The sequence below is a fragment of the Sphingomonas sp. CARO-RG-8B-R24-01 genome (genome assembly GCF_022662295.1).
Taxonomy (GTDB): domain Bacteria; phylum Pseudomonadota; class Alphaproteobacteria; order Sphingomonadales; family Sphingomonadaceae; genus Sphingomonas.
Window position 1 is genome coordinate 84,321 of record NZ_JAKNQI010000012.1, and the last position, 20,242, is coordinate 104,562.

The 20,242-nt window shown below is 63.4% G+C and carries 22 protein-coding genes; 20 read left to right on the forward strand and 2 right to left on the reverse strand.

Going from position 1 to position 20,242, the window contains the following annotated elements:
- Nucleotides 1-392: 392 nt before the first annotated feature.
- Nucleotides 393-1,319: a copper homeostasis membrane protein CopD gene (gene copD, locus L8G49_RS19650; RefSeq protein WP_242187541.1), complete on the reverse strand. Its 927-nt coding sequence runs from the start codon at nucleotides 1,317-1,319 to the stop codon at nucleotides 393-395.
- Between the two features lie 4 nt (nucleotides 1,320-1,323).
- Nucleotides 1,324-1,692 carry a copper homeostasis periplasmic binding protein CopC gene (gene copC / locus L8G49_RS19655; RefSeq protein ID WP_242187544.1) on the reverse strand — a complete coding sequence of 123 codons (369 nt, stop codon included), beginning with the start codon at nucleotides 1,690-1,692 and terminating at the stop codon, nucleotides 1,324-1,326.
- Nucleotides 1,693-1,818: 126 nt separating this feature from the next.
- Between copC and L8G49_RS19660 the strand changes: the two genes are divergently transcribed.
- The 20 genes from L8G49_RS19660 (at nucleotide 1,819) to L8G49_RS19755 (ending at nucleotide 20,161) form a co-directional block, all read left to right on the forward strand.
- Nucleotides 1,819-2,094, forward strand: coding sequence for a hypothetical protein (locus tag L8G49_RS19660; RefSeq protein ID WP_242187545.1), 276 nt, complete (start codon nucleotides 1,819-1,821; stop codon nucleotides 2,092-2,094).
- Nucleotides 2,091-2,531, forward strand: coding sequence for a periplasmic heavy metal sensor (locus tag L8G49_RS19665; protein WP_242187547.1), 441 nt, complete (start codon nucleotides 2,091-2,093; stop codon nucleotides 2,529-2,531). Before L8G49_RS19660 ends, L8G49_RS19665 begins: the two co-directional genes overlap by 4 nt.
- Nucleotides 2,528-3,097 (forward strand): RNA polymerase sigma factor, encoded by a 570-nt coding sequence (locus tag L8G49_RS19670; RefSeq protein ID WP_010165211.1) that lies wholly within the window; start codon nucleotides 2,528-2,530, stop codon nucleotides 3,095-3,097. The genes L8G49_RS19665 and L8G49_RS19670 overlap by 4 nt, the downstream gene beginning before the upstream one ends.
- A gap of 67 nt (nucleotides 3,098-3,164) precedes the next feature.
- Nucleotides 3,165-5,117, forward strand: coding sequence for a copper resistance system multicopper oxidase (locus L8G49_RS19675; protein ID WP_242187551.1), 1,953 nt, complete (start codon nucleotides 3,165-3,167; stop codon nucleotides 5,115-5,117).
- Nucleotides 5,114-6,334: a copper resistance protein B gene (locus tag L8G49_RS19680; protein WP_242187553.1), complete on the forward strand. Its 1,221-nt coding sequence runs from the start codon at nucleotides 5,114-5,116 to the stop codon at nucleotides 6,332-6,334. The genes L8G49_RS19675 and L8G49_RS19680 overlap by 4 nt, the downstream gene beginning before the upstream one ends.
- 39 nt (nucleotides 6,335-6,373) lie before the next feature.
- A complete protein-coding gene (locus L8G49_RS19685; RefSeq protein WP_242187558.1) occupies nucleotides 6,374-6,958 on the forward strand; it encodes a DUF305 domain-containing protein in 585 nt (194 codons plus the stop codon).
- 77 nt (nucleotides 6,959-7,035) lie between these two features.
- Nucleotides 7,036-7,410, forward strand: a complete 375-nt coding sequence (locus tag L8G49_RS19690; RefSeq protein ID WP_242187646.1) for a DUF305 domain-containing protein — start codon at nucleotides 7,036-7,038, stop codon at nucleotides 7,408-7,410.
- 138 nt (nucleotides 7,411-7,548) lie between these two features.
- Nucleotides 7,549-7,917, forward strand: coding sequence for a hypothetical protein (locus tag L8G49_RS19695; protein WP_242187559.1), 369 nt, complete (start codon nucleotides 7,549-7,551; stop codon nucleotides 7,915-7,917).
- 90 nt (nucleotides 7,918-8,007) lie between these two features.
- Nucleotides 8,008-9,261, forward strand: a complete 1,254-nt coding sequence (locus tag L8G49_RS19700; RefSeq protein ID WP_242187561.1) for a TolC family protein — start codon at nucleotides 8,008-8,010, stop codon at nucleotides 9,259-9,261.
- Entirely contained in the window at nucleotides 9,258-10,472 is a 1,215-nt protein-coding gene (locus tag L8G49_RS19705; RefSeq protein ID WP_242187562.1) for an efflux RND transporter periplasmic adaptor subunit, read from the forward strand. Before L8G49_RS19700 ends, L8G49_RS19705 begins: the two co-directional genes overlap by 4 nt.
- The gene (locus tag L8G49_RS19710) at nucleotides 10,469-13,630 is read left to right on the forward strand and encodes an efflux RND transporter permease subunit (RefSeq protein WP_242187564.1); all 3,162 of its coding nucleotides are present in this window, start codon (nucleotides 10,469-10,471) and stop codon (nucleotides 13,628-13,630) included. The genes L8G49_RS19705 and L8G49_RS19710 overlap by 4 nt, the downstream gene beginning before the upstream one ends.
- The gene (locus L8G49_RS19715; RefSeq protein WP_242187565.1) at nucleotides 13,627-13,959 is read left to right on the forward strand and encodes a copper-binding protein; all 333 of its coding nucleotides are present in this window, start codon (nucleotides 13,627-13,629) and stop codon (nucleotides 13,957-13,959) included. Before L8G49_RS19710 ends, L8G49_RS19715 begins: the two co-directional genes overlap by 4 nt.
- A gap of 300 nt (nucleotides 13,960-14,259) precedes the next feature.
- Nucleotides 14,260-14,397, forward strand: coding sequence for a hypothetical protein (locus tag L8G49_RS19720; RefSeq protein ID WP_242187567.1), 138 nt, complete (start codon nucleotides 14,260-14,262; stop codon nucleotides 14,395-14,397).
- 233 nt (nucleotides 14,398-14,630) lie between these two features.
- Nucleotides 14,631-14,942: a hypothetical protein gene (locus tag L8G49_RS19725; protein WP_240699159.1), complete on the forward strand. Its 312-nt coding sequence runs from the start codon at nucleotides 14,631-14,633 to the stop codon at nucleotides 14,940-14,942.
- A 215-nt stretch (nucleotides 14,943-15,157) separates the two neighbouring features.
- Nucleotides 15,158-15,655 (forward strand): RNA polymerase subunit sigma-70, encoded by a 498-nt coding sequence (locus L8G49_RS19730; RefSeq protein ID WP_242187569.1) that lies wholly within the window; start codon nucleotides 15,158-15,160, stop codon nucleotides 15,653-15,655.
- Between the two features lie 39 nt (nucleotides 15,656-15,694).
- Nucleotides 15,695-16,036, forward strand: a complete 342-nt coding sequence (locus L8G49_RS19735; protein ID WP_133192488.1) for a hypothetical protein — start codon at nucleotides 15,695-15,697, stop codon at nucleotides 16,034-16,036.
- Between the two features lie 23 nt (nucleotides 16,037-16,059).
- Complete coding sequence (locus L8G49_RS19740; protein ID WP_242187571.1) at nucleotides 16,060-16,539, forward strand: hypothetical protein; 480 nt, start codon at nucleotides 16,060-16,062, stop codon at nucleotides 16,537-16,539.
- Nucleotides 16,509-16,979 carry a winged helix DNA-binding protein gene (locus L8G49_RS19745; RefSeq protein ID WP_133192490.1) on the forward strand — a complete coding sequence of 157 codons (471 nt, stop codon included), beginning with the start codon at nucleotides 16,509-16,511 and terminating at the stop codon, nucleotides 16,977-16,979. Before L8G49_RS19740 ends, L8G49_RS19745 begins: the two co-directional genes overlap by 31 nt.
- A gap of 679 nt (nucleotides 16,980-17,658) precedes the next feature.
- Nucleotides 17,659-18,993 carry a plasmid replication protein RepC gene (repC, locus tag L8G49_RS19750; RefSeq protein ID WP_242187575.1) on the forward strand — a complete coding sequence of 445 codons (1,335 nt, stop codon included), beginning with the start codon at nucleotides 17,659-17,661 and terminating at the stop codon, nucleotides 18,991-18,993.
- Between the two features lie 265 nt (nucleotides 18,994-19,258).
- Nucleotides 19,259-20,161, forward strand: a complete 903-nt coding sequence (locus tag L8G49_RS19755; protein ID WP_242187577.1) for a replication initiator protein A — start codon at nucleotides 19,259-19,261, stop codon at nucleotides 20,159-20,161.
- The last annotated feature ends 81 nt before the right edge of the window (nucleotides 20,162-20,242 follow it).

Sequence of the window (20,242 nt, forward strand, 5' to 3'; positions counted from 1 at the left end):
CTGCGCCTTCAGAGACCTTGCCGCCAGCGCAGCAACCTCCAGCCTGAGGGTGATGCTCGTCGTTTTTCGCCGTCTCGGGAGGCCCCTCAGCCGCTCCACCCGAGCAGCAGGCCGCTGGCGCGGAAGAGACAGTCGCGGCCGCAGGCTCCGTGGTACTCTGCCCGGAACAGCCGCACCCGCTGGCTTGAGGCGTATGGGAATGAGGGTCGTTCATGGCGTGAGACTCCTTCTACCCGAGGGCATGTAGGGTCTGACATCGTGTCAAGGTCAAGCCCGCCTACCTAGACTCTACGCGGCCGGGGTCGGTTGCCCTTGGAAACAAACGGCAGTGGTCCGCCGATTGATCCATCGGAGCAGAAGGCCGGGAGGTACGAGGACCGCCCGGCCGATCCTCACATCACCGATGCAGGGGGAGCAAGCGTCCCCAGCCAGGCGACGAGTCCGAGGATGACGACGATGCACCCGGTCTCGGTTACGAGGCTCGCGCGCAACGTACCGAGAGCCCTGCGATGATCGGCACTGGCGATCGATCGCTCGAAAGTCGGCGTCAACCTAAAGCGGTTGAGGGCGGCAAGACCGAGCATAACTGCAAACAACACCAGCTTGGCGAGCAGGAGCCGACCGTACAGCGACTTGCCGAGGTCCGTGAGGTGGTCGACACCGACCAACATCCAGCCGTTGATCAAGCCGGTGATGATGATCGTAGCGACCACGACCGTTCCGACAATCCCGAACCCGCACAGCGCGCGGTGCGTCAGTTCGAGGTGTGCTGCATCGGCTCGCGCAGCGGGCCGCGAGACAAGAAGGATCAGCCCGAACAAGGCGCCGACCCAAGTCGCCGAAGCGACGAGGTGCAGAATATCGGCACCGAGGTGAACCCAGCCGATCGCGGCGTCATCCATCGCACCGTGCCCGGTCCATGCCAGCGTGCCGATCGCAACGACGCCGCAAAGTGCGACGATGCACAGCCAGATTCCGTGGCGGGCAATCATCATTGCCGCCACACTTGCGACAACGAGCACGACCATGCGGAGCTTCCAGGCCGCCCCGATCGCAGACCCGGTGAGCAGCGCGCCGATCGCTTCGTGATCGATCGGCCACGCTGGCGTTCCCGCCATCGAGGAGGCCATCAGCACGATCCAGGCGGCCGAGAATAAGAGGCCGAGGGCGGCGCTGCCGACCAGCCATGCGCGCAGCGCGAGCGCATCACCGCGCTCGTCAGCTCGCAGCCCATAGATGCCGAATGCAGCGAGGCCGAGCAGCACCGCCAGCGTCAGGTAGAGCGCGAAGCGGATGCCGATCAGCGACCAATCGGTCATCGTCTCACTTCACCGCGAAGGCATAGCTTCCGGCGACCTTGTGCGTGTCTGTAGACACCACCTGCCATGCCACGCTGTAGCGGCCGTGCGGGAGCGAGCCGTTGGGAGTGACGATCAGCGTACGGCCATCAGGCCCCAGCTTTGCTACGCTGGCCATCTTCATGGCTGCCATCCCGGGCATGGCCGCCATAGTCAGTTCTGCCTTGGAAAAGGCTGGCATCAGCTTTTCGCTGAAATGCAGCTCGATATGCGTCGGCTTGGCAACGGTCGCATTTGCGGACGGGCTCGCGAACAGCAGTTTGGGGTGCGCGTAGGCGGTGCCGGCGAGTGCAAGGCTAGCGGCAGTGGCGATCAGGACAGGGAAGCGGCGCATGGATGGCTCCTTCGTAATAGGGACTATCCTTCGTTACGCGCCCCAATCGACTACCCCTCGAAAGGTCGTGTTGAGGGATTGGGCTACGGCATGCGTAACCTATGCTAGAGGGGTGGAGTGAACGACATGGATGACCTCGACGCAGTGTTGATGAGGATGGCGCACGCTCCCGTGCCCGCCAGCCTCGACGGAATGGAAGCCAGAGTGCTTGCGCGCATCGCGGCGCGGCCAGCGGCACGAGCCGGCACGGGCATCGGCGCAGTGACGATCGCCGTAGCGCTCGTCATGGGCGTCTTGAGCGCGGGCTTTCCGGCCAGAGAGGCCGGGGCGGTTTCTGCGCTTTCGCCACTCGGGCCAATGTCGCCGCTCGCCCCGTCGGTCTTGCTCGCCGGCGCGCCATGAGCGGTCGCGTCGGGCTGATAGTGTGCGTGATCGCCTGCTTTGTAGCGGCGATCGGCGGTGTGTTCATCGGGCGGGTACTTCTTCCCTCGCCGGTGCAGCCTGGCGCGGAGCTGCACGAAGTGCTGCATCACAAGCTGGCGCTGGACGCAGACCAGCAGGCACGCCTGCAAGTGCTGGAACAGCGCTTCGCGGTCCAACGCCGCGCCTTCGAGCTGGAGTTGCGGGCCGACAATGCCCGTCTCGCGGAGGCTATCGAAGTCGAACACGGCAACGGACCGCGCGTTGTCGCGGCAGTCGATCGGAGCCACGCCGTCATGGGCGAGCTCCAGAAGGCGACGCTCGCGCATATATTCGCCATGCGACAGCTTCTCCGGCCGAACCAGACCGGGCAGTTCGACCAGGCGGTGGTGAAGGCGCTCACCGACGATCAGCGTTGAGTCTAGACTGGACCTCGCTCACCGAGGCCGAGCTTGCGACGCTCAGCATCGCGGGGCGGGAAGCGGCCTTTGCCGAGATCATGCGTCGCCATCGGCAACCGATTTTCCGGATGGTCCGCGCCTGCGTCGGTGAACCCGACGAGGCGCTGGATCTGTTGCAGGAGACCTTCGTCGCCGCCCACCAGGCCATGCCACGCTACGATGGCAACCGGTCGATGCGGGCGTGGCTTTCCACGATCGCGCTCAACAAATGCCGTGATTGGGGACGCAAGCGGACCGTGCGCCGCTTCCTCTCATTCGCGATCCCGGTCGGCATCGAGGCCGAGGCGGTTACGGACGATCAGGTGCCGATCGACGACGCCGCCAGCGATCGGCAGGAGCTGGACCGGGTGACACGCGCCATCGCTGCGCTCCCCGTTGCCTTGAAGGAGCCGCTGGTGTTGCGGACGATCGAAGGCTTGAGCCAGGCGGAAACCGCTGCGGTATTGTCGATCAGCGAGAAGGCGGTGGAAACACGGCTTTATCGCGCGCGCGCCAAGCTGCTCGAGCAATTAGGCGATCGTTGAGGGGTAGCACGACGCACCGCGTATCAAGGCTAGAGGGACATCCCCGATCGAAAGCCTTGAGGATCGTATGAGCCGCATTATCGACCGCCGCCAGATGCTACGCGGTGCCGCCCTTGCAGGCGGCGGACTCGCGCTGTCTGCCTACATGCCGGCATGGGCGCAGACCAATTCGGCAGGCATCATCACGCCGCTGCCGACCGTCACCGGCAACGACATTACGCTCCGCATCGCGCGCCAGACGATGATGATCGATGGCCGCGCGTCCAAGGCGATCGGCATTAACGGCACCGTGCCGGCCCCGCTGATCCGGTTGCGCGAGGGGCAGACCGTTCGTCTCAATGTCATCAACGATCTCGACGAGGACAGTTCGATCCACTGGCACGGCCTGCTCGTTCCCCCGCAGTTCGATGGAGTGCCCGGCATCTCGTTCCCCGGCATCAAGCCCCGTTCGAGCTTTCTCTACGAGTTTCCGATCCGGCAGAACGGCACGTATTGGTATCACAGCCATTCCGGGCTTCAGGAACAGCTCGGGCATTACGGGCCGATCGTGATCGATCCTGCCGGCGCCGATCCGGTGCAGTCCGACCGCGAACACGTCATCGTGCTGTCCGACCACAGCCAGCTCAGCCCCGCTACCATCTTCCGCGACATGAAAGTCGACCCCGGTCACTTCAACTATCAGCGTCAGACCCTCGCCGGCCTGCTTTCCGGCAAGGATCAGCCGCTCAAGGATCGCGTGGATTGGGGCAAGATGCGGATGGACCCCACAGATATTTCGGACGCGACCGGCCCCGCCTATACCTATCTCGTCAACGGCCACGGCCCGCGCGACAACTGGACCGCGCTGTTCACGCCCGGGCAGCGCGTGCGACTGCGCGTCATCAATGCATCGTCGATGACAACCTTCAATGTCCGCATCCCCGGTCTCAAGCTCAGCATCGTCCAGGCCGACGGGCAAAACGTCATGCCGGTCGAGGTGGACGAGTTCCAGATCGGTGTTGCCGAAACCTACGACGCAATCGTTACCCCGATCGACGACCGAGCTTACACGCTTGTCGGCGAGGCGATCGACCGATCCGGCCTGGCGCGCGCCACGCTCGCCCCGCGCCCCGGCATGGCGGCCGAGGTGCCGGCGCTTCGTCCGCGCCCGCTCGCGACGATGAAGGACATGGGCATGGATATGTCGTCGATGGGCGGCATGGATATGTCGAGCGGCGGGATGCGCGGCCCCGACCCGACCAATGAAAAGAACCCGTCCGCCGGTCTCACCACCCCCGGCGCCGGCATGGCAGCAGGCGCGATGGCAATGGGCGGAATGCCGCAAGGCGGCACAATGTCAGGGATGGATCATTCGGCGATGAACCACGGTGCGATGGCGACGGGCGGCAGCGCGGGCGGCATGGCCGGGATGGACCACAGTTCGATGGGCGGCCAGCAGGGCATGGCCGGCATGGACATGGGGTCCATGAAGATGCGCGACTTCTCCAAAGCCCCGCAGGTCAAGAAAGGACCGGGTGTCCAGACCATCTCGCCGATGCCGATGGATCGCACCGGCGACCCCGGACAGGGGCTTGAGAATGTCGGCCACAAGGTGCTGGTCTACCAGGACTTGATGGCGCTGGAACGCAACCCGGACGTGAGGGCTCCCAGCCGCAGCCTCGACATTCACCTGACCGGCAACATGGAACGCTTCATGTGGTCGTTCGACGGCGTGAAGATGTCCGACATAATGGAGCCGATCCCCTTCCTCGAAGGTGAGCGCGTGCGGATCAACCTCATCAACGACAGCATGATGGGGCACCCGATCCATATCCACGGCCACTTTTTCGAGCTGGTGACGGGACACGGCGATCATGCGCCGCGCAAACACACCGTCATCGTCCAGCCAGGCGGCAAGGTGACGTGGGATTTTACCGCCGATGCAGTCGGCGATTGGGCGTTCCACTGCCATCTCCTCTACCACATGCACGCCGGCATGATGCGAACCGTGAGTGTCCGTCCGCGGGGAGACGCCGCATGACGCGCCTCGCTCCCCTGCTGGCGTCGGTCGCCATGCTCACCCTCGCGGCTCCGGTCGCTGCGCAGTCGATGCAGGGTATGAACATGCCCGGCATGACGATGCCGGCTCAGAAGAAACCTGCGGCCAAATCGTCCGCGCCAGCCAAGCGCGCCAAGGCGAAGCCCGTTGCCGCGAAGCGCAAGGCGCCCGCGAAAACCACGGCTGACCCGATGGCCGACATGGCGGGCATGGACCATTCGGCGATGCCGGGCATGGCCATGCCCGGCGATGCCTCACAGCCAGCGCAGGGCGCGTCCCAATCCATGCAGGGAATGGAGATGCCCGCGAGCGGCCAAACGGCTCCACAGGGCGCTCAGCAGGCAATGCCGGGGATGAATATATCCGGCGAGCAGCACAGCGGCCATGATATGCAGCCCATGCCGGGCATGGTCGGGATGGCGATGCCCGGAATGGAGCAGACCGGCACGGCGCTTTCCGCCGGGAACGCACCGGCCCCCGCGCCGCCGATGGATCATTACGCCGATCGTCAGTTCGCGCCGGCCGATATGGCCAAGGCGCGGCACGACATGATGTTCGAGCAAGGCGGCCAGCCCTTCTACCAGGTCATGTTCAATCTCGCCGAATATCAGGCACGCCAAGGCCGCGACGGATATCGTTGGGATGGCGAGGCGTGGTTCGGCGGTGACATCAATCGCTTGTGGCTGAAGAGCGAGGGCGAGGGCGCGTTACGCGAGGGTGTCGAAAGTGCCGAAGTCCAGGCGCTCTACAGTCGAGCCGTCGGGCCGTACTTCAACCTTCAGGCAGGCGTCCGCCACGACTTCCAGCCGTCACCCAACCGCACCTATGCAACCGTCGGGTTCGAGGGTCTTTCACCCTATATGTTCGAAGTCGAGGGTGCTTTGTTCCTGTCGACCAAGGGGGATCTGCTCGGTCGCCTCGAGGGGTATTACGACCAGCGCATCACGCAGCGACTGATCCTTCAGCCGCGGGTCGAGTTCAATCTATCGGCGCAGGACGTGCCCGAAAACCGGCTTGGTGCGGGGCTGACCGACGCCGAGCTGGGGCTCCGGCTCCGCTACGACATCAGGCGGCAGTTCGCGCCCTATATCGGCGTCTCCTATGTCGCACAGACCGGACGTACCGCCGATTTCACACGCGCCGAGGGCAAAGATCCGACCACCACCAGCTTCGTGGCCGGTGTGCGGGTGTGGTTCTGACGATGAAAGACGCGGGGGCGCAAATAGGGAAACAGGAAGATGGATAACCACGAGAAAAGTAGCGGAACGGGTTACGGTCGTTTTGCCGCGATGATCGCGACTTCGACCATCGTGATGTTCGGTCTGATGTATCTGAACACCTACACGTGGAGTCACGTCGAATATAGCCAGACCCGAACGTGGATGGCCATCGTCATGGGGGCGACGATGGCCATCATCATGCTCGGCTTCATGTGGTCGATGTATAAGAACCGGAGCGTCAATTTGGCGATTCTAGCCGGCAGCGCCGTGGTCTTCGTGCTCGCCTTATGGCTGGTCCGCAGCCAGGAGACGGTGGACGACGTGAGCTACATGAAGGCGATGATCCCACACCACTCGATCGCGATCATGACGAGCGAGCGGGCGCACATCAAAGATCCCGAAGTTCGCCGACTGGCCGACGGGATCATCGATGCCCAGGTTCGCGAAATTACAGACATGAAGCGGATGATTGCGCGGCTGGAAGCGCACCCCACGCCGAACGGCGCGCCGGACCTACCGTCCTACCGCGACAAGCAGGTTCCCCCTCCCCCGCCCGAAACCGACGAGAGCGCCGGGGTGAACACCCTGCAGCCGATCCGCTGACGGCGTGAGGGATGCGATGCTTTGCCGCGTAGAAGGTTGAGTAATCACCGAGGAGATCGAGAATGCGTTTGATACCGATGTTTGCAGCCTTCGCGATCCTCGCCACCCCCGCGCTCGCGCAGCAGGGCGGGATGCAGGGCATGGATCATAGCCAGATGAAAGGCATGAACCACAACGACATGGCCACGATGATGGCTGGCAATCCGTACGGTCAGGCCGAGATGGACATGCACCAGAAGATGATGGCCGCAAAGCAGGGCGACCCATCGGAAATGTGGACCCGCAAGATGATCGAGCATCACCGCGGCGCGATCACCATGTCGCGTGTCGCGGTGCGCGACGCCAAGGATGCCGAGACGCGGCAGATGGCGCAGATGACGATCACCAAACAGGAAAAGGATATTGCAGAGCTACAGGCGTGGATCCGCAAGCACGGTAAGCGCCCGCAATAACGGGTGTTGCCCCGCCCTGTTTCCCCAAGCACGGGCAACAGGGCGGGTCTTTCGATTTCATCATGTAACCAAATCGATGATCTCGCGAAGAAGACTTGGCCGATTGACAGGTTCAAAGGCGCCCCGCAGGAAGTGCATGTGAAGCGCCTATTCCTTTTCCTGATGCTGATCGGCGTGATGGTCGGACTGGCTGTGCAGCAGCCGGCTCAGGCGCTTGCCGCCCCGGCAGGGGCGATGGACATGGCAGCGATGGCATCCAGCGACATGGCATCCATGCCGGACTGCATGTCAGCGGCGGAGAAGAACGCAGCCCACAAGCCGTGCAAGTGCGGCCTGGCCGGCTGCATCGCCATGATGGCGTCGGGCGGACCGATGATGTTGTCCGACGCATCGATGGTTCTGCAGGCTGTGGCTCGCTCCGATCGTGACGAGCAGATCGGTATCTTCGCAGCCTTACGGGGCCGTTCGACCGCTCCGGAACCAGAACCGCCTTCAATCCTGATCTGATTTCAAGTCCGCGCGCGTGCCCGCCACGCGACCCGGCGCGCATGCGCCGGGTACGACGCGATGTGAACTCAAGGATCAGGACATGACGAAATGCGGACCCTCTTACGCCGCCGCGCGCCGCGCGCGCTGGTATGGCTCGCGCTCGCGTCGGTCAGTATGCCGGCGATTGCCGGACCGCTGACCTTCGAAGCGGCGCTGCAAAAAGCCGCTGCCGATGCGCCGTCGATCAAGGCGAAGTCGCTCGGCGCCGATGCGACACGATCGGCGCGAAGCGCCGCAGGACAGTTGCCCGATCCCAAGCTCGCGCTCGGGATCGACAGCTTTCCGATCTCGGGACCGCTCGCGTTCGCGCCGCAGCGCGATAACTTCACCTGGGCGCGCGTCGGTGTTTCGCAGGACATTCCCAATCTCGCCAAGCGTCGCGCGCAACGTGGTCGCGCCGAGGCGGACATTGGCGTCGCCGACGCAGAAACCGGCGTGGAGGCGCGCATCGTCAAGGTCCAAGCCGCGCTTGCCTGGATCAGTCTCGCTTATGCCGAGCGGCGACTTGCAGCGCTCGACACGGTGCTCCAACGGCTCGACCGCTTCGTCAAAGCGTCGCCAGGTGCGGTCGCGTCGGGAGCATCCCGGCCAGCACAGGTGCTCGCCGGGCGCGAAGCGGTTGCGAAATTACAGGACCGCCGCGACGAGCTGGTGTCGATGGTCGGCCGCGCGCGCGCCGACCTCACGCGCTGGACGGGCGAAGCCGACCCCGACATCGCAGGTCCGATCCCGGACTTTACGGTAGAGCCTGCGCGCCTGCGCGCGTCGCTTCGCGAACATCCGACGCTGGTGTTGGCGGGTGCCACGATCGGTCGCGCGGATGCCGACCTCCGCATGGCTGAAGCAGAACGGCGTCCCGATTTCGGCGTCGATCTGTCCTACCAACGCCGCGATCCCCGGTTCGGCGATTATGTGTCTGCAGGCGTCACGATCGGCCTGCCGTTATTCAAAAAGCGGCGCCAGGAACCGTTGATCGCGGCCCGCGCTGCCGATGCCAACAGTGCACGCGCCGGCGCAGATGCCAGTTTGCGCGAACTGACCGCCGATCTCGAAGCAGGTCTTGCCGATCACGCGATGCACCACGCGCAATGGTCGCGCGCGCGCGACGTGCTGCAGCCGCTCGCCGAGCAGCGGGTGAGGCTCGAGACCGGCAGTTATAGCGCCGGGCGCGCCACCCTCACCGACATCGCCGACGCGCACGCCGCGCTTGCCGACGCGGTCCTCACCACGCTCGATCGCGAGGCGACTGTCGCCGCGGATGGCGCGCGGCTCATTCTCCTGTTTGCGAGCGCCGACCAATGACCACGTCACTTCAACGGTCGCAGCTCGCTGCGACGCTTGCCGCTGTCGCCCTCGTCGCGGGTGCTGGAGGCTATTATCTGGCCGGCTCGCGAAATGGGGCACCTTCCGCAGGGACACCGGATACTCCTCGCAGGCCGCTCTATTATTACGACCCGATGGTGCCGCAGGAGCATTACGACAATCCGGATTCCCTGTCGTCTATGGGGATGAAGACAGTCCCCAAATATGCCGACGCGAGTAGTGGCCCGACGGCAAAGCCAGGCGTCACCATCGACCCTTCGGCGATGCAGAGCCTCGGCATTCGGCTCGCGACCGCGACCACCGGCACGTTGGCCGGCACGCTCGATGTGACCGGCGCGATCGACTTCAATCAGCGCGACATCGCAATCGTGCAGGCACGTGCCGCAGGCTTCATCCAGCGGGTCTATGGCCGCGCACCGGGAGACATAATCCGTGCCGGGGCGCCGATCGCCGACGTGCTGGTCCCTGAATGGGGCGGCGCGCAGGGCGAATATGAAGCGGTGCGCAAAACCGGCGACCCGTCGTTGATCGCTGCCGCACGCCAGCGTCTGCGACTGATCGGCATTCCGGGCGGCGTGGCGGGCGGGCACGGGATGACCACTATCCGCAGCCCGATCAGGGGCGTTATCCAGACACTCGATGCTCGCGCCGGCGTTACGCTCGCACCCGGTCAGACGCTGGCGCAGGTCAACGGCCTCGGCACGGTTTGGTTGAACGCTGCAGTGCCGGAAGTGCGCGCAACCGCAGTCAAAGTCGGGCAGACCGCGAATGCCGAGCTGGCGGGGTTCCCTGGCGAGCGCTTCACCGGCCGCGTCATCGCCGTCTTGCCGACGACGCAGGCGGACAGCCGAACACTGACGGTACGGATCGAGCTGCGTAACCCGGGCGGTCGCCTGCGCCCCGGCATGTTCGCGACCGTCCATCTGGGCGGCACGTCCGACACCGGGCTGCTGGTGCCGAGCGAAGCCGTAATCCGCACCGGCAAGCGCACGCTCGTCATGCTCGCAGACGGCAAGGGTCGTTTCCGACCGGCCGAGGTCCGCATCGGGCGCGAGGCGAGCGGTCAGACCGAAATCCTCGCAGGACTGTCGGCAGGCGAGAAGGTCGTCGCATCGGGCCAGTTCCTGCTCGACAGCGAGGCGAGCCTGACCGGCATCGCCGCACGGCCAATCACGGGGGACACGAAGTGATCGCGCGGATCATCGAGGCGTCCGTCAAGGCGCGCTTCCTCGTCCTGCTCGCAGCCCTCGCGCTGATCGTCGTCGGGGTGGGGGCTTTGCGCTCGACCGCGGTCGATGCGCTGCCCGACCTGTCCGACGTCCAGGTCATCATCCGCACCACCTATCCGGGCCAGGCCCCGCAGATCGTCGAGAACCAGGTCACGTATCCGCTCGCGACGACGATGCTGTCCGTGCCGGGCGCACGCGTAGTGCGCGGCTATTCGTTCGTCGGTGACAGCTTCGTCTATGTCCTGTTCGACGACGCGACCGATCTCTATTGGGCGCGCAGCCGGGTCCTCGAATATCTGAGCCAGGTGCAAAGCCGCCTCCCCGAGGGTGCGAAGGCCTCGCTCGGCCCGGATGCTACCGGGGTGGGCTGGGTCTATGAATATGCGCTGGTCGACCGGACCGGGCGTTACGACCTCGCACAGCTCCGCAGCATCCAGGACTGGTTCCTGCGCTACGAATTGAAGACCGTGCCGGGGGTCGCCGAGGTCGCGAGCATCGGCGGGATGGTGAAAGAGTATCAGGTCGTCCTCGATCCGCAGAAGCTGGCCTCTTACGGGATCACCCACGAGGCGGTGACCGAGGCACTGAAGCGCGGCAATCAGGAGAGCGGCGGATCGGTCCTCGAGATGGCCGAGGCGGAATATATCGTCCGCGCGACCGGCTATCTGAAAACGCTCGATGATTTTCGCAGCGTGCCGCTCAAGACGGTTGGCGGCGTGCCCGTGACACTCGGCGACGTTGCCACGGTTCAGATCGGTCCGGAAATGCGGCGCGGGTTGGCAGAGCTCAATGGCGAGGGCGAGGTAGCAGGCGGTGTCATCGTGATGCGCCAGGGCAAGAACGCGCGAGAGGTGATCGACGGGGTTCGTACCCGGTTGGACGAATTGAAGAAGAGCCTGCCACCCGGCGTGGAGGTCGTCACCACCTATGACCGGTCAGGCCTGATCGATCGCGCGGTCGACAATCTGACCGCCAAGCTGATCGAAGAGTTCATCGTCGTGGCGCTCGTCTGCGCGCTGTTCCTCTGGCACGTCCGTTCGGCGCTGGTCGCCATCCTCACGCTCCCGCTCGGTATCCTCATCGCGTTCATTGCGATGCGCGTGCAGGGACTGAACGCTAATATCCTCTCGCTGGGCGGCATCGCCATCGCCATCGGCGCAATGGTCGATGCGGCCGTCGTCATGATCGAAAACGCGCACAAACATCTCGAGCATTGGGCGCACGATCATCCCGATGAGACATTGGCGGGTGCCGAGCGCTGGCGCGTGATCACCGCGGCAGCGGTCGAGGTCGGCCCGGCGCTGTTCCTCAGCCTTCTCATCATCACCTTCTCGTTCGTGCCGATCTTCTCGCTCCAGGGCCAGGAGGGGCGGCTGTTCGCGCCGCTCGCCTTCACCAAGACCTATGCGATGGCGGGGGCTGCGATCCTGTCGATCACGCTGATCCCGGTGCTGATGGGGTTACTGATCCGCGGGCGCATTCCATCCGAGAATGCCAATCCGATCAACCGCGTCCTCACCCGCATCTACCGTCCCGCGCTCGACTGGGTACTGGCGCGGCCGAAACAGACGCTGGTTATCGCCGGCCTCGTGTTTGCGACCAGCCTTTGGCCGATAAGCCAGCTAGGCGGCGAGTTTATCCCGCAGATGAACGAGGGCGACCTGCTCTACATGCCTTCCGCGCTGCCCGGCATCTCGACCGCCAAGGCCGGCCAGCTTCTCCAGCTCACCGACCGGCTCATCAAGACCGTACCCGAAGTGGAAAGCGTGTTCGGCAAGGCCGGTCGCGCCGATACCGCGACCGACCCTGCCCCGCTCGAAATGTTCGAGACCACGATCCGCTTCAAGCCCAAGGATCAGTGGCGCGCGGGCATGACGCAGGACAAATTGATCGATCAGCTCGACAAGGCGGTAAAGGTGCCAGGCCTCGCCAATTTCTGGATCCCCCCCATCCGTAATCGGATCGAGATGCTGTCGACCGGCATCAAGAGTCCGATCGGCATCAAGGTGGCAGGCGCGAACCTCGCCGAGATCGATGCGGCCGCGCGCGAGATCGAACAGGTCGCGAAAATCGTGCCCGGGGTCGGATCGGCGCTGGCCGAACGGCTCACCGGCGGGCGGTATATCGATGTCGATATCAACCGGGCCGCCGCGGCACGCTATGGCCTCAACGTCGCCGACGTGCAGTCGATCGTGTCGGGCGCGATCGGCGGAGAAACGATCGGCCAGACCGTCGAAGGCCTCGCGCGTTATCCGATCAGCGTGCGTTATCCGCGCGAGCTGCGCGATAGCATCGAGGGTTTGCGAAACCTGGCCGTGCTGACGCCGGCAGGGCAGCAGATCACGCTCGGCACCGTCGCCGACGTTCGCATCACCGATGGACCGCCGATGCTGCGCAGCGAGAACGGTCGACCGGTGACGTGGATCTACATCGACGGACGCGGCGCGCCACTCACCACCATCGTTCGTGATCTGCAAAACGCGATCGCCGCCAAGGTGAAACTGCCGCCCGGCGTCAGTGTCACCTATACCGGCCAGTTCGAGTATCTGCAGCGCGCGGTCGAGCGATTGAAGATCGTCGTTCCGGCGACCTTGGTCATCATCTTCCTGCTGCTCTACGCGACCTTTCGCCGGCTCGATGAAGCCGCGCTGGTGATGGGCACGCTCCCGTTCGCGCTCACCGGCGGTCTATGGCTGCTCTATCTGCTCGGCTACAACCAATCGGTCGCGACCGGTGTTGGGTTCATTGCGCTCGCCGGTGTCTCAGCGGAGTTCGGCGTGGTGATGCTGATCTACCTCAAGCATGCGCTGGATGCCCGAGGCCCGGTGCCGGACGATGCCGAGGTCGAAGCGGCCGTGCGCGAAGGCGCCCTGCTTCGTGTCCGGCCCAAGGCTATGACGGTCGCGGTGATCCTGGCTGGCCTGTTTCCGATCCTGATCGGTACAGGCACCGGCTCCGAAGTGATGAGCCGGATCGCGGCTCCCATGATCGGAGGCATGCTCACCGCACCGTTGCTCTCGATGCTGGTACTGCCGGCAGCGTTCCTGCTGCTGCGGCGCTCCCGGCGTTCCCCTCACCCTTCAATCCCAGTCCCACCGCTGCAAAGGAATACGCTATGAAGAACACCCTGTTGGCATTCGCCGTCCTCGCGGGCCTCACGACGACCACAGCATCGGCGCAGTCGAGCGCTTCCATGCACGGCATGCCGATGAAAGGGGCCGTGAAGGTCGGTCGCGGCAGTGGTGTCGTGACCGCGATCGATCCCAAGGCCGCCAAGGTTACAATCCAGCATGGGCCGATCGCGGCACTGAGCTGGCCTGCGATGACGATGGCGTTCACGGCAATCCCACCGGCACTGCTCAAGACCGTGAAAGTCGGACAGCGGGTCGACTTTGCCATGAGGATGCGCGGTTCCGTGGCGGAGGTTACAGCGATCCGCGCGCGCTGATCCTGGGCGGTGCGATCGTTTTCATCGGTACGCGGCGACCATCGCACCTTCCCGAACTCAGCCGATCCCCCCAAGTATCCGGATCTTCGCGGTAGCCGTCGCCGCTGCCGGCTTGTGAGATACATACTCTTTTGCCGATGATCGGGCGCGACCCTACCGGGCACGGCTCCATCGGCGCATTTGCGCCGACCAAGCCACCGTGCCAGCGTCTCTGCCCTCGCGGGTGAGGATCCTCGCTTGAGGTGTGCCACGTGGCACACCTGTGGACGCGCAGCGCGCGAGCAATGCCGATCGTTGTTGATGACCTCCCCCACGGAGGCGATCGACACGACGATCGTCCGGGCGAGCTCCCGCGCCGCCCGCCATGCGGCAGATCGATCCGGCAACGAGCGCGACGCCTACTTCCAGGATGCTGGGGTCTGCTTGGATTTGCAATGACAGCGTGTTTTCGCCTGAGCCTTGTGCCATAGCGGTCGGGCTTGGGCATGGCTTGAACACCATCCTTGGCCCGCATGTGCGGTCGAATGCTGGGTCCCCGATTTCCGTCGGGCGGCCCGCGAAATACAAGACCTTGCTACCGCTTGTCGGTGCGGGGAATACGTGGGGCGTGGTTACCAGTGTTCCCGCGTGTTCAACCGTCCCGGCTACGGGCGGTTGATGGAACGCGCGCCATGTCCTTGATCAAAAGTTTGCTTACGAGGTTCCGCCGGCATCAAAGCCCTTCAAAGGGTTTCTCCGGAAGTGGTTCGGGAATGCTTCAGGTCGAAGCGCTGGTGCAGGCACATGGTGATTGGCTGGCACTTCTTGCCACGATACTGGAACGCGAACGCGTGATTACAGGCGCCGAACTCGCCCGCACCCTGTCCGAATTTGCCGCGCATACAGCCGAAGATCGCCCTGCCGAGGGACAGATCCTTTCCTTCTGGGCCTCACGCTTGAACGACACAGCCGCAACTCTCGGCAATTTTCCGTCCGTTCACTAGGGCTATCACTCATGCTGACTGGCGGCCGCTGCTGATCGCCAAGGTGCGCATGGGTTCGGCCTGCTTCAAAGTGAGAACTCGGCGAGGCGTCGTGGGCGCTCGAACAGGAGCCGTTCGCCGCGTTCGCGCGCCGACTGAACCCATTCGCGATGTCAATTTGATCGACAGAGCCCGTCAGGAGTTATCGCTGATCTGGAGCCGAATCATTCCGCATCGTGAGTATTTTCGAGAGCATGCTGACCAACGAACCGGATAGACGTCCTGCCGAACAGACGCCCCCAACCCCGACGCCCGGTGTAAGCGCACCTGATCGCATTGCCCGCCTGACCGATCGGCAACGGTCTTATCTCCGTCTTGTGCTTCAGAACCGCAACTCGAAGGAGATCGCGGCGGCCACGGGTAGCAGCCACCGGGCGGTCGATAAGCAGCTGTTAAAGGCCAATAATATCCTCGGTGTGCCGACCCGTTTCGATGCCGCGCGGCTCCTGGCGGAGTACGACGGAGGGGTAGAGCCTTTACCCCCTGCAAACGACCTACCTTCACCGCCATCAACTTTCCCGCTTCCCCTCCCGTTGCCGACCGCTGGGGCGGCAGCGAATATGCTCACCTGGAAGCAGGTTGCCTTCTGGACCGCGATCATCTCGATCGTGACCCCCTTGGGCCTAACTGCGGCCGGCATGGCGGTCGTAACGCTGCTCCTCCTGCTTGGCTGAAACCACTATGATGGGCGCTGATCGTCCAAGGGAGCCGTAATGCAAGGACTTTCCAATACGAGCCGGGTAATCGCGGATGAGCTCCGAAAGGCGGAGCGGTCGATCAACCTCGCCGCGCGCGACACCGCGCAATTTCTACTGACGACGCTTGATGCGACGGAGGCGCACCGCCTAGCTCCCGCGATGACACAGCGGACCGTTAAAGCTACCGTCGCAGCTCTGGCCTCCCTCATCGAAGGCCAAGATCACATGGCGATACGAGCGCATCTTTCGATCGAAAAGGTCGGGCGACAGCTGGGGCTGACCGAGACGAGTTGGGGGGAAGGCGCACCGAAGCCCGCATTGGCCACTTTGCCCGAGTTTGAGAGCCATCCAATTTAGGGGCGAACCCCTCAGGAGAAGTGATGTCGCTGCAGATTATTTTGGCTCTGCTGTTCGACGTCACACTGCTGCTCACTTGTGGCTATGCCGCACTGAAGGGCGGGCGACCTGAGCGTGTCGGAGCGGCTATAAATCTTATAGCGTCGGTCGTGACGACCGCCCTTCGGCTGATGGATGCATCGTATTTCGCGCCCGCGGAAACGATCACTTTGCTAATAGATCTCGCTGTAGCGGGCGGGTTCTATTGGCTGGGTGTAACTACAATCCGCTTCTGGCCCGTCTGGGCGGCCGGTTTCGCAGTCGCCGACCTCTTCATGAGCATCTTCGGCGCCCTGCTGCCCCGCGTGCCGCTCTTTGCCTACCACACCGGGCTTGGAATCTACGCCTACCTCGCGCTCGGCGCGCTTGCACTCGGCACGTTCCGCTTGCCGGCGAACGCCGAGCCCTACATCCGAAACGGATCAAGACGATTATGGGTGCAGCATCTGAAGGAGACGACCTGATCGACGTCGTCGTGCGGCTGCCGCGCAAGGCGATCGAGGACACTTTGCTGTCTATGCCGCCAGACGCGAGAGACCTGTCCGAGCGCAGGCTTGCCGAGGCCAGGGCGGTGTTGGTCGGCCGGCGTCGGCGGGCGACCCACTTCAACGGGGTCCGCTTCTATGATCCGAGCTGGGACATGATCCTGGAGCTTTACGTGGCCACGTGCGAGCGGCGCCGCATCGCTGTGTCCCAGCTTTGTAAGCTTAGCGGAGGCTCGACGACCACCGCTTTGCGCCACATCGAGCATCTCGAGGCGCTTGGATACATAGTCAGACAAACGGATCCCGAGGACGGACGCCGCCTGATTGTCGGCACGCTCGCTCCCCTTCTTGCTGCTTCGGAGCAGTGGCTCGATCTTCAAATCGCCGAGTCCCGAATACAGGATCGGAGATCGGGCTGACGACTTCTACGGGTCACGCTCGACTCCGTTCTTTCGGTCACCAGTGACATATCGAACGATCGAAAAAGTCCCATTCGATCTACTGCTAGGACAGACGGCGGTAGCCAATTTCGAGCCTGAACTTGCAGGCCCTTGCCGCCTTAACTGCAATTTTTCCGCCACGCCTATCCGGCGCGGCGCAGAGGAGGATGCTCTCCTTCTGCGCTACATGTCACGTAAGACAGCCGAATCGCACGATTCTCACGCCGTTACCGAAAGCACGAGCGAGAACGCGACGGCGTTACCGATAGCACGTGTCTCAGCGGCACGGCGTTATCGATAGCACGAGCGAAGATCGACGCTTCGTTACCGATAGCACGTGATTATTGCCCGTTCCGTTACCGATAGCACGATTCATCGCGCACGACCGACCCGCCAGCGATGCTTAACAATCGACGTTGTGGATCGGCTCAACGCTGACCGCCGCCGTCCACCCGGGCGGGCGCCACAACGATCAAGGGGGACGCTGTGCGGACATGAAAAACCCGGCACGAGGCCGGGCTTTTCGGGACGCCTGCTAGGGCGGATGTGAGAACCCTCACTTAGCTGGCTCCCTTTCATATTGCTACCCCAAAGCGTCGACCGTGGCGCCACGGTGTCGCTGTGTCTGCACGGGCTCCCCTCCCAGGGAGAACGAACAATGGCTGCTGCCCAAAGCCCCGGTCGGGGACTACGCCGGTTTGACGAGCATGCCGCCAAGGCGACGAAGCTTGTCGATGGATTTTGCGGGCTCGAGACCGGAATGGCACCTTCCAACGCGCTTGCGGCGCTCAAAAGGGCGGCTCCTTATATGGGCGTCCCCCTGCGCGTGGTCTCCGTCATCGATCTCCTGTTTGCCTGGACGAAGCCGCAGGACTGGCAGGGTGGACAAATCCCCGTCGTTTGGCCGTCGAACGACCTGCTCGCGCAAAAGCTGGGCGTAACCGTTCGACAGGTTCAAAAGCTCTTGAACCAGGCACAGGCCTTCGGTCTGATCAGCTTTCGGGATAGTCCGAACGGTCATCGTGGTGGACGCCGCGGGGCCGACGGCTTCATCACGTGGGGCTACGGCATCGTGCTCGCTCCGATCGGGACCAGGCTTCAAGAATTTGCTGCCCGCGCGGCCAAGGGAGCCGCAGAGGACGCGGCACTGACAGTGCTCCGCAAGCGCCTTGCCGCTGCCCGCAGGAATATCAGGGCTCTGGCCCAAACGGCATTCGACGCCGACCTTCACGATTTGAACGCGGGTGACGATCTCGCGTTGGCGTTGATGGCCACCGACCAGATGCGCTGCGTCCGCGATGCCGGCCTTCTGACGGCCTGTGTGGAGCAGATCGAAGAGCGTGCGCGTCGTCTTGCCGAGGCTGTTTCGGCCAAGATTGCCGTCCCCAATATGGTTAGCGATCAGGATGATTGTTCATGCTGGGATGGACCTGAGGACATCCACTTTACAACTACAAATCAACTCCAATCTGCTAAAGCAGATACCCGTAGTGGCTTGGCGAATAAAAGTAGTGAGAATGGGGACGCGCTCCCCTCTCAACCTCAAACTGCAGTCGACGACGATCTGGAGAAACACGGTGTCGACCCGGAATTCATGATGTCGATCGCGCCGGAGCTCTGTTCCGGTCTGCCCTACCGCGATGGATCGTGGGGCGAGGTGGTCGCCACCGCGGAGCGGCTTGCGGGCCAGTCGGGGATCAGCAATCACGCGTTCAAGGAAGCCTGTCGCATCATGGGCCAGCGAGGTGCTGCTGCCTCCGTCATCGCCACCATCCAGAAATACCGGCGCGGCGAGGTTCAGCGGCCCGGCGCGTATCTTCGCGGAATGAGCAGCAAAGCTGACAAGGGCGAATTGAACCTTGGGCGGACGCTCCACGGCCTCAAGGACACGAGCCGCGCGGTCGCCATGCGGGGGATGTCCGATGGGACCGCTGCAACGCCGATCGGGAGCCTGATGTCGCGGCTGGTTTCCCGGGGAGCCGGACTACGATGACGGGATCTCGTCATCTTTTCAAAGGCCTGGAGCTCGTACTGCACACCTGGTCTTCGAACGGCTTTCACGGCGTTACCGATAGCACGAGTCCCGACCGAGTTTGCGGTGGCCCGCACCTACCGAAATGTGAAACACACCCCGATTTACCGGCTAAATCGCTCCAAATCCTCGTGCTATCGATAACGCGGTCGCTTATCCGACTGCAGGTTTGCGGCCGATCCGCTATAAGCGGCTTTGCTAAGTGAAGCTGGTGGGAGCCCCGACGATGGATTCGCGAGAAGTCGCTCTCACCCAGGGTAAGCTGTTCGACTATCTCGACAGCCCGCTGCACGGCAAAGTCCGTGGCGAGCAGAGTATCATGGACTTTCCACTCTTCTCGTTAGCGAAGCGGCCTCAGATGGAGGCGATGACCTACGAGATGGACGGCGTCAAAATCGAGATCAAGCCCAGTTCGAGCGGTATCGCGACGATGTGGGATAAAGAGGTCCTGATCTACGTCCTGTCGCTGATGGTGCAGCATATTGGTCGGACCGGGGGTGAAGTACAGAACGTCTTCACCTTCAATGCACACGACTTCTTCCGGGCGACCGGCGTTGGACGCCCATCAAAGCGTGATTACGATCGCTTCATCGAAGCGCTCGGTCGTTTGCAGGGCACGCAGATCCGGACGAACATCAAAACTGGCACCGTGGGGACGAAGGGCTTCTTCTCCTGGTTCGCGGAAGCGCAGGCGACCACTCGCGAAACGGCGAGCGGCGTCGATCAACTCATGCCGGTCCGCGTCCAGCTCTGTGACTGGCTCGTCCGCGCGGTCTCTCGTGACAGCCGTATCTATGACTACCACAACGACTATTTTCGTCTCGGCTCGATTGAACGACGCCTTTATGAATTGGCGCACTGCTATTGTCGTGATGAAGAATATGAAATGCCTCTGGAAATGCTGGGTGCGAAGATCGGCTCAACGTCGCCGCTCCGCACGTTGAAAAGTCAGCTGAAGAAGATCGCAGTCGAGAATAAAATGCCGAGCTACTCAATCGAAGTGCGGGAAGTTGTTCCGGAAGTTCCTGCGCGGGATAAACTAGGCCGACGGGTCGGGAAGCCCGAGACGGTCGTCGTGATGAAGCCCAAGGATCGTTTGACAGGAACTCGAGCCGCGTTGGCCGCCTGATATCGATCCATATGCCTGACGTCCTGCGCAACTATCTGCGGCCGACGCGTCCCGACTGGCTTTGGAAGATGGCTTCGCGGT

Excerpts from the sequence above, each read along its gene's own strand:
- copD (WP_242187541.1), bottom strand. The coding sequence starts at position 1,319 with ATGACCGATTGGTCGCTGATCGGCATCCGCTTCGCGCTCTACCTGACG.
- copC (WP_242187544.1), bottom strand. The coding sequence starts at position 1,692 with ATGCGCCGCTTCCCTGTCCTGATCGCCACTGCCGCTAGCCTTGCACTC.
- L8G49_RS19660 (WP_242187545.1), top strand. The coding sequence starts at position 1,819 with ATGGATGACCTCGACGCAGTGTTGATGAGGATGGCGCACGCTCCCGTG.
- L8G49_RS19665 (WP_242187547.1), top strand. The coding sequence starts at position 2,091 with ATGAGCGGTCGCGTCGGGCTGATAGTGTGCGTGATCGCCTGCTTTGTA.
- L8G49_RS19675 (WP_242187551.1), top strand. The coding sequence starts at position 3,165 with ATGAGCCGCATTATCGACCGCCGCCAGATGCTACGCGGTGCCGCCCTT.
- L8G49_RS19680 (WP_242187553.1), top strand. The coding sequence starts at position 5,114 with ATGACGCGCCTCGCTCCCCTGCTGGCGTCGGTCGCCATGCTCACCCTC.
- L8G49_RS19685 (WP_242187558.1), top strand. The coding sequence starts at position 6,374 with ATGGATAACCACGAGAAAAGTAGCGGAACGGGTTACGGTCGTTTTGCC.
- L8G49_RS19690 (WP_242187646.1), top strand. The coding sequence starts at position 7,036 with ATGTTTGCAGCCTTCGCGATCCTCGCCACCCCCGCGCTCGCGCAGCAG.
- L8G49_RS19700 (WP_242187561.1), top strand. The coding sequence starts at position 8,008 with ATGCGGACCCTCTTACGCCGCCGCGCGCCGCGCGCGCTGGTATGGCTC.
- L8G49_RS19705 (WP_242187562.1), top strand. The coding sequence starts at position 9,258 with ATGACCACGTCACTTCAACGGTCGCAGCTCGCTGCGACGCTTGCCGCT.
- L8G49_RS19715 (WP_242187565.1), top strand. The coding sequence starts at position 13,627 with ATGAAGAACACCCTGTTGGCATTCGCCGTCCTCGCGGGCCTCACGACG.
- L8G49_RS19720 (WP_242187567.1), top strand. The coding sequence starts at position 14,260 with ATGACCTCCCCCACGGAGGCGATCGACACGACGATCGTCCGGGCGAGC.
- L8G49_RS19725 (WP_240699159.1), top strand. The coding sequence starts at position 14,631 with ATGTCCTTGATCAAAAGTTTGCTTACGAGGTTCCGCCGGCATCAAAGC.
- L8G49_RS19735 (WP_133192488.1), top strand. The coding sequence starts at position 15,695 with ATGCAAGGACTTTCCAATACGAGCCGGGTAATCGCGGATGAGCTCCGA.
- L8G49_RS19740 (WP_242187571.1), top strand. The coding sequence starts at position 16,060 with ATGTCGCTGCAGATTATTTTGGCTCTGCTGTTCGACGTCACACTGCTG.
- L8G49_RS19745 (WP_133192490.1), top strand. The coding sequence starts at position 16,509 with ATGGGTGCAGCATCTGAAGGAGACGACCTGATCGACGTCGTCGTGCGG.
- repC (WP_242187575.1), top strand. The coding sequence starts at position 17,659 with ATGGCTGCTGCCCAAAGCCCCGGTCGGGGACTACGCCGGTTTGACGAG.
- L8G49_RS19755 (WP_242187577.1), top strand. The coding sequence starts at position 19,259 with ATGGATTCGCGAGAAGTCGCTCTCACCCAGGGTAAGCTGTTCGACTAT.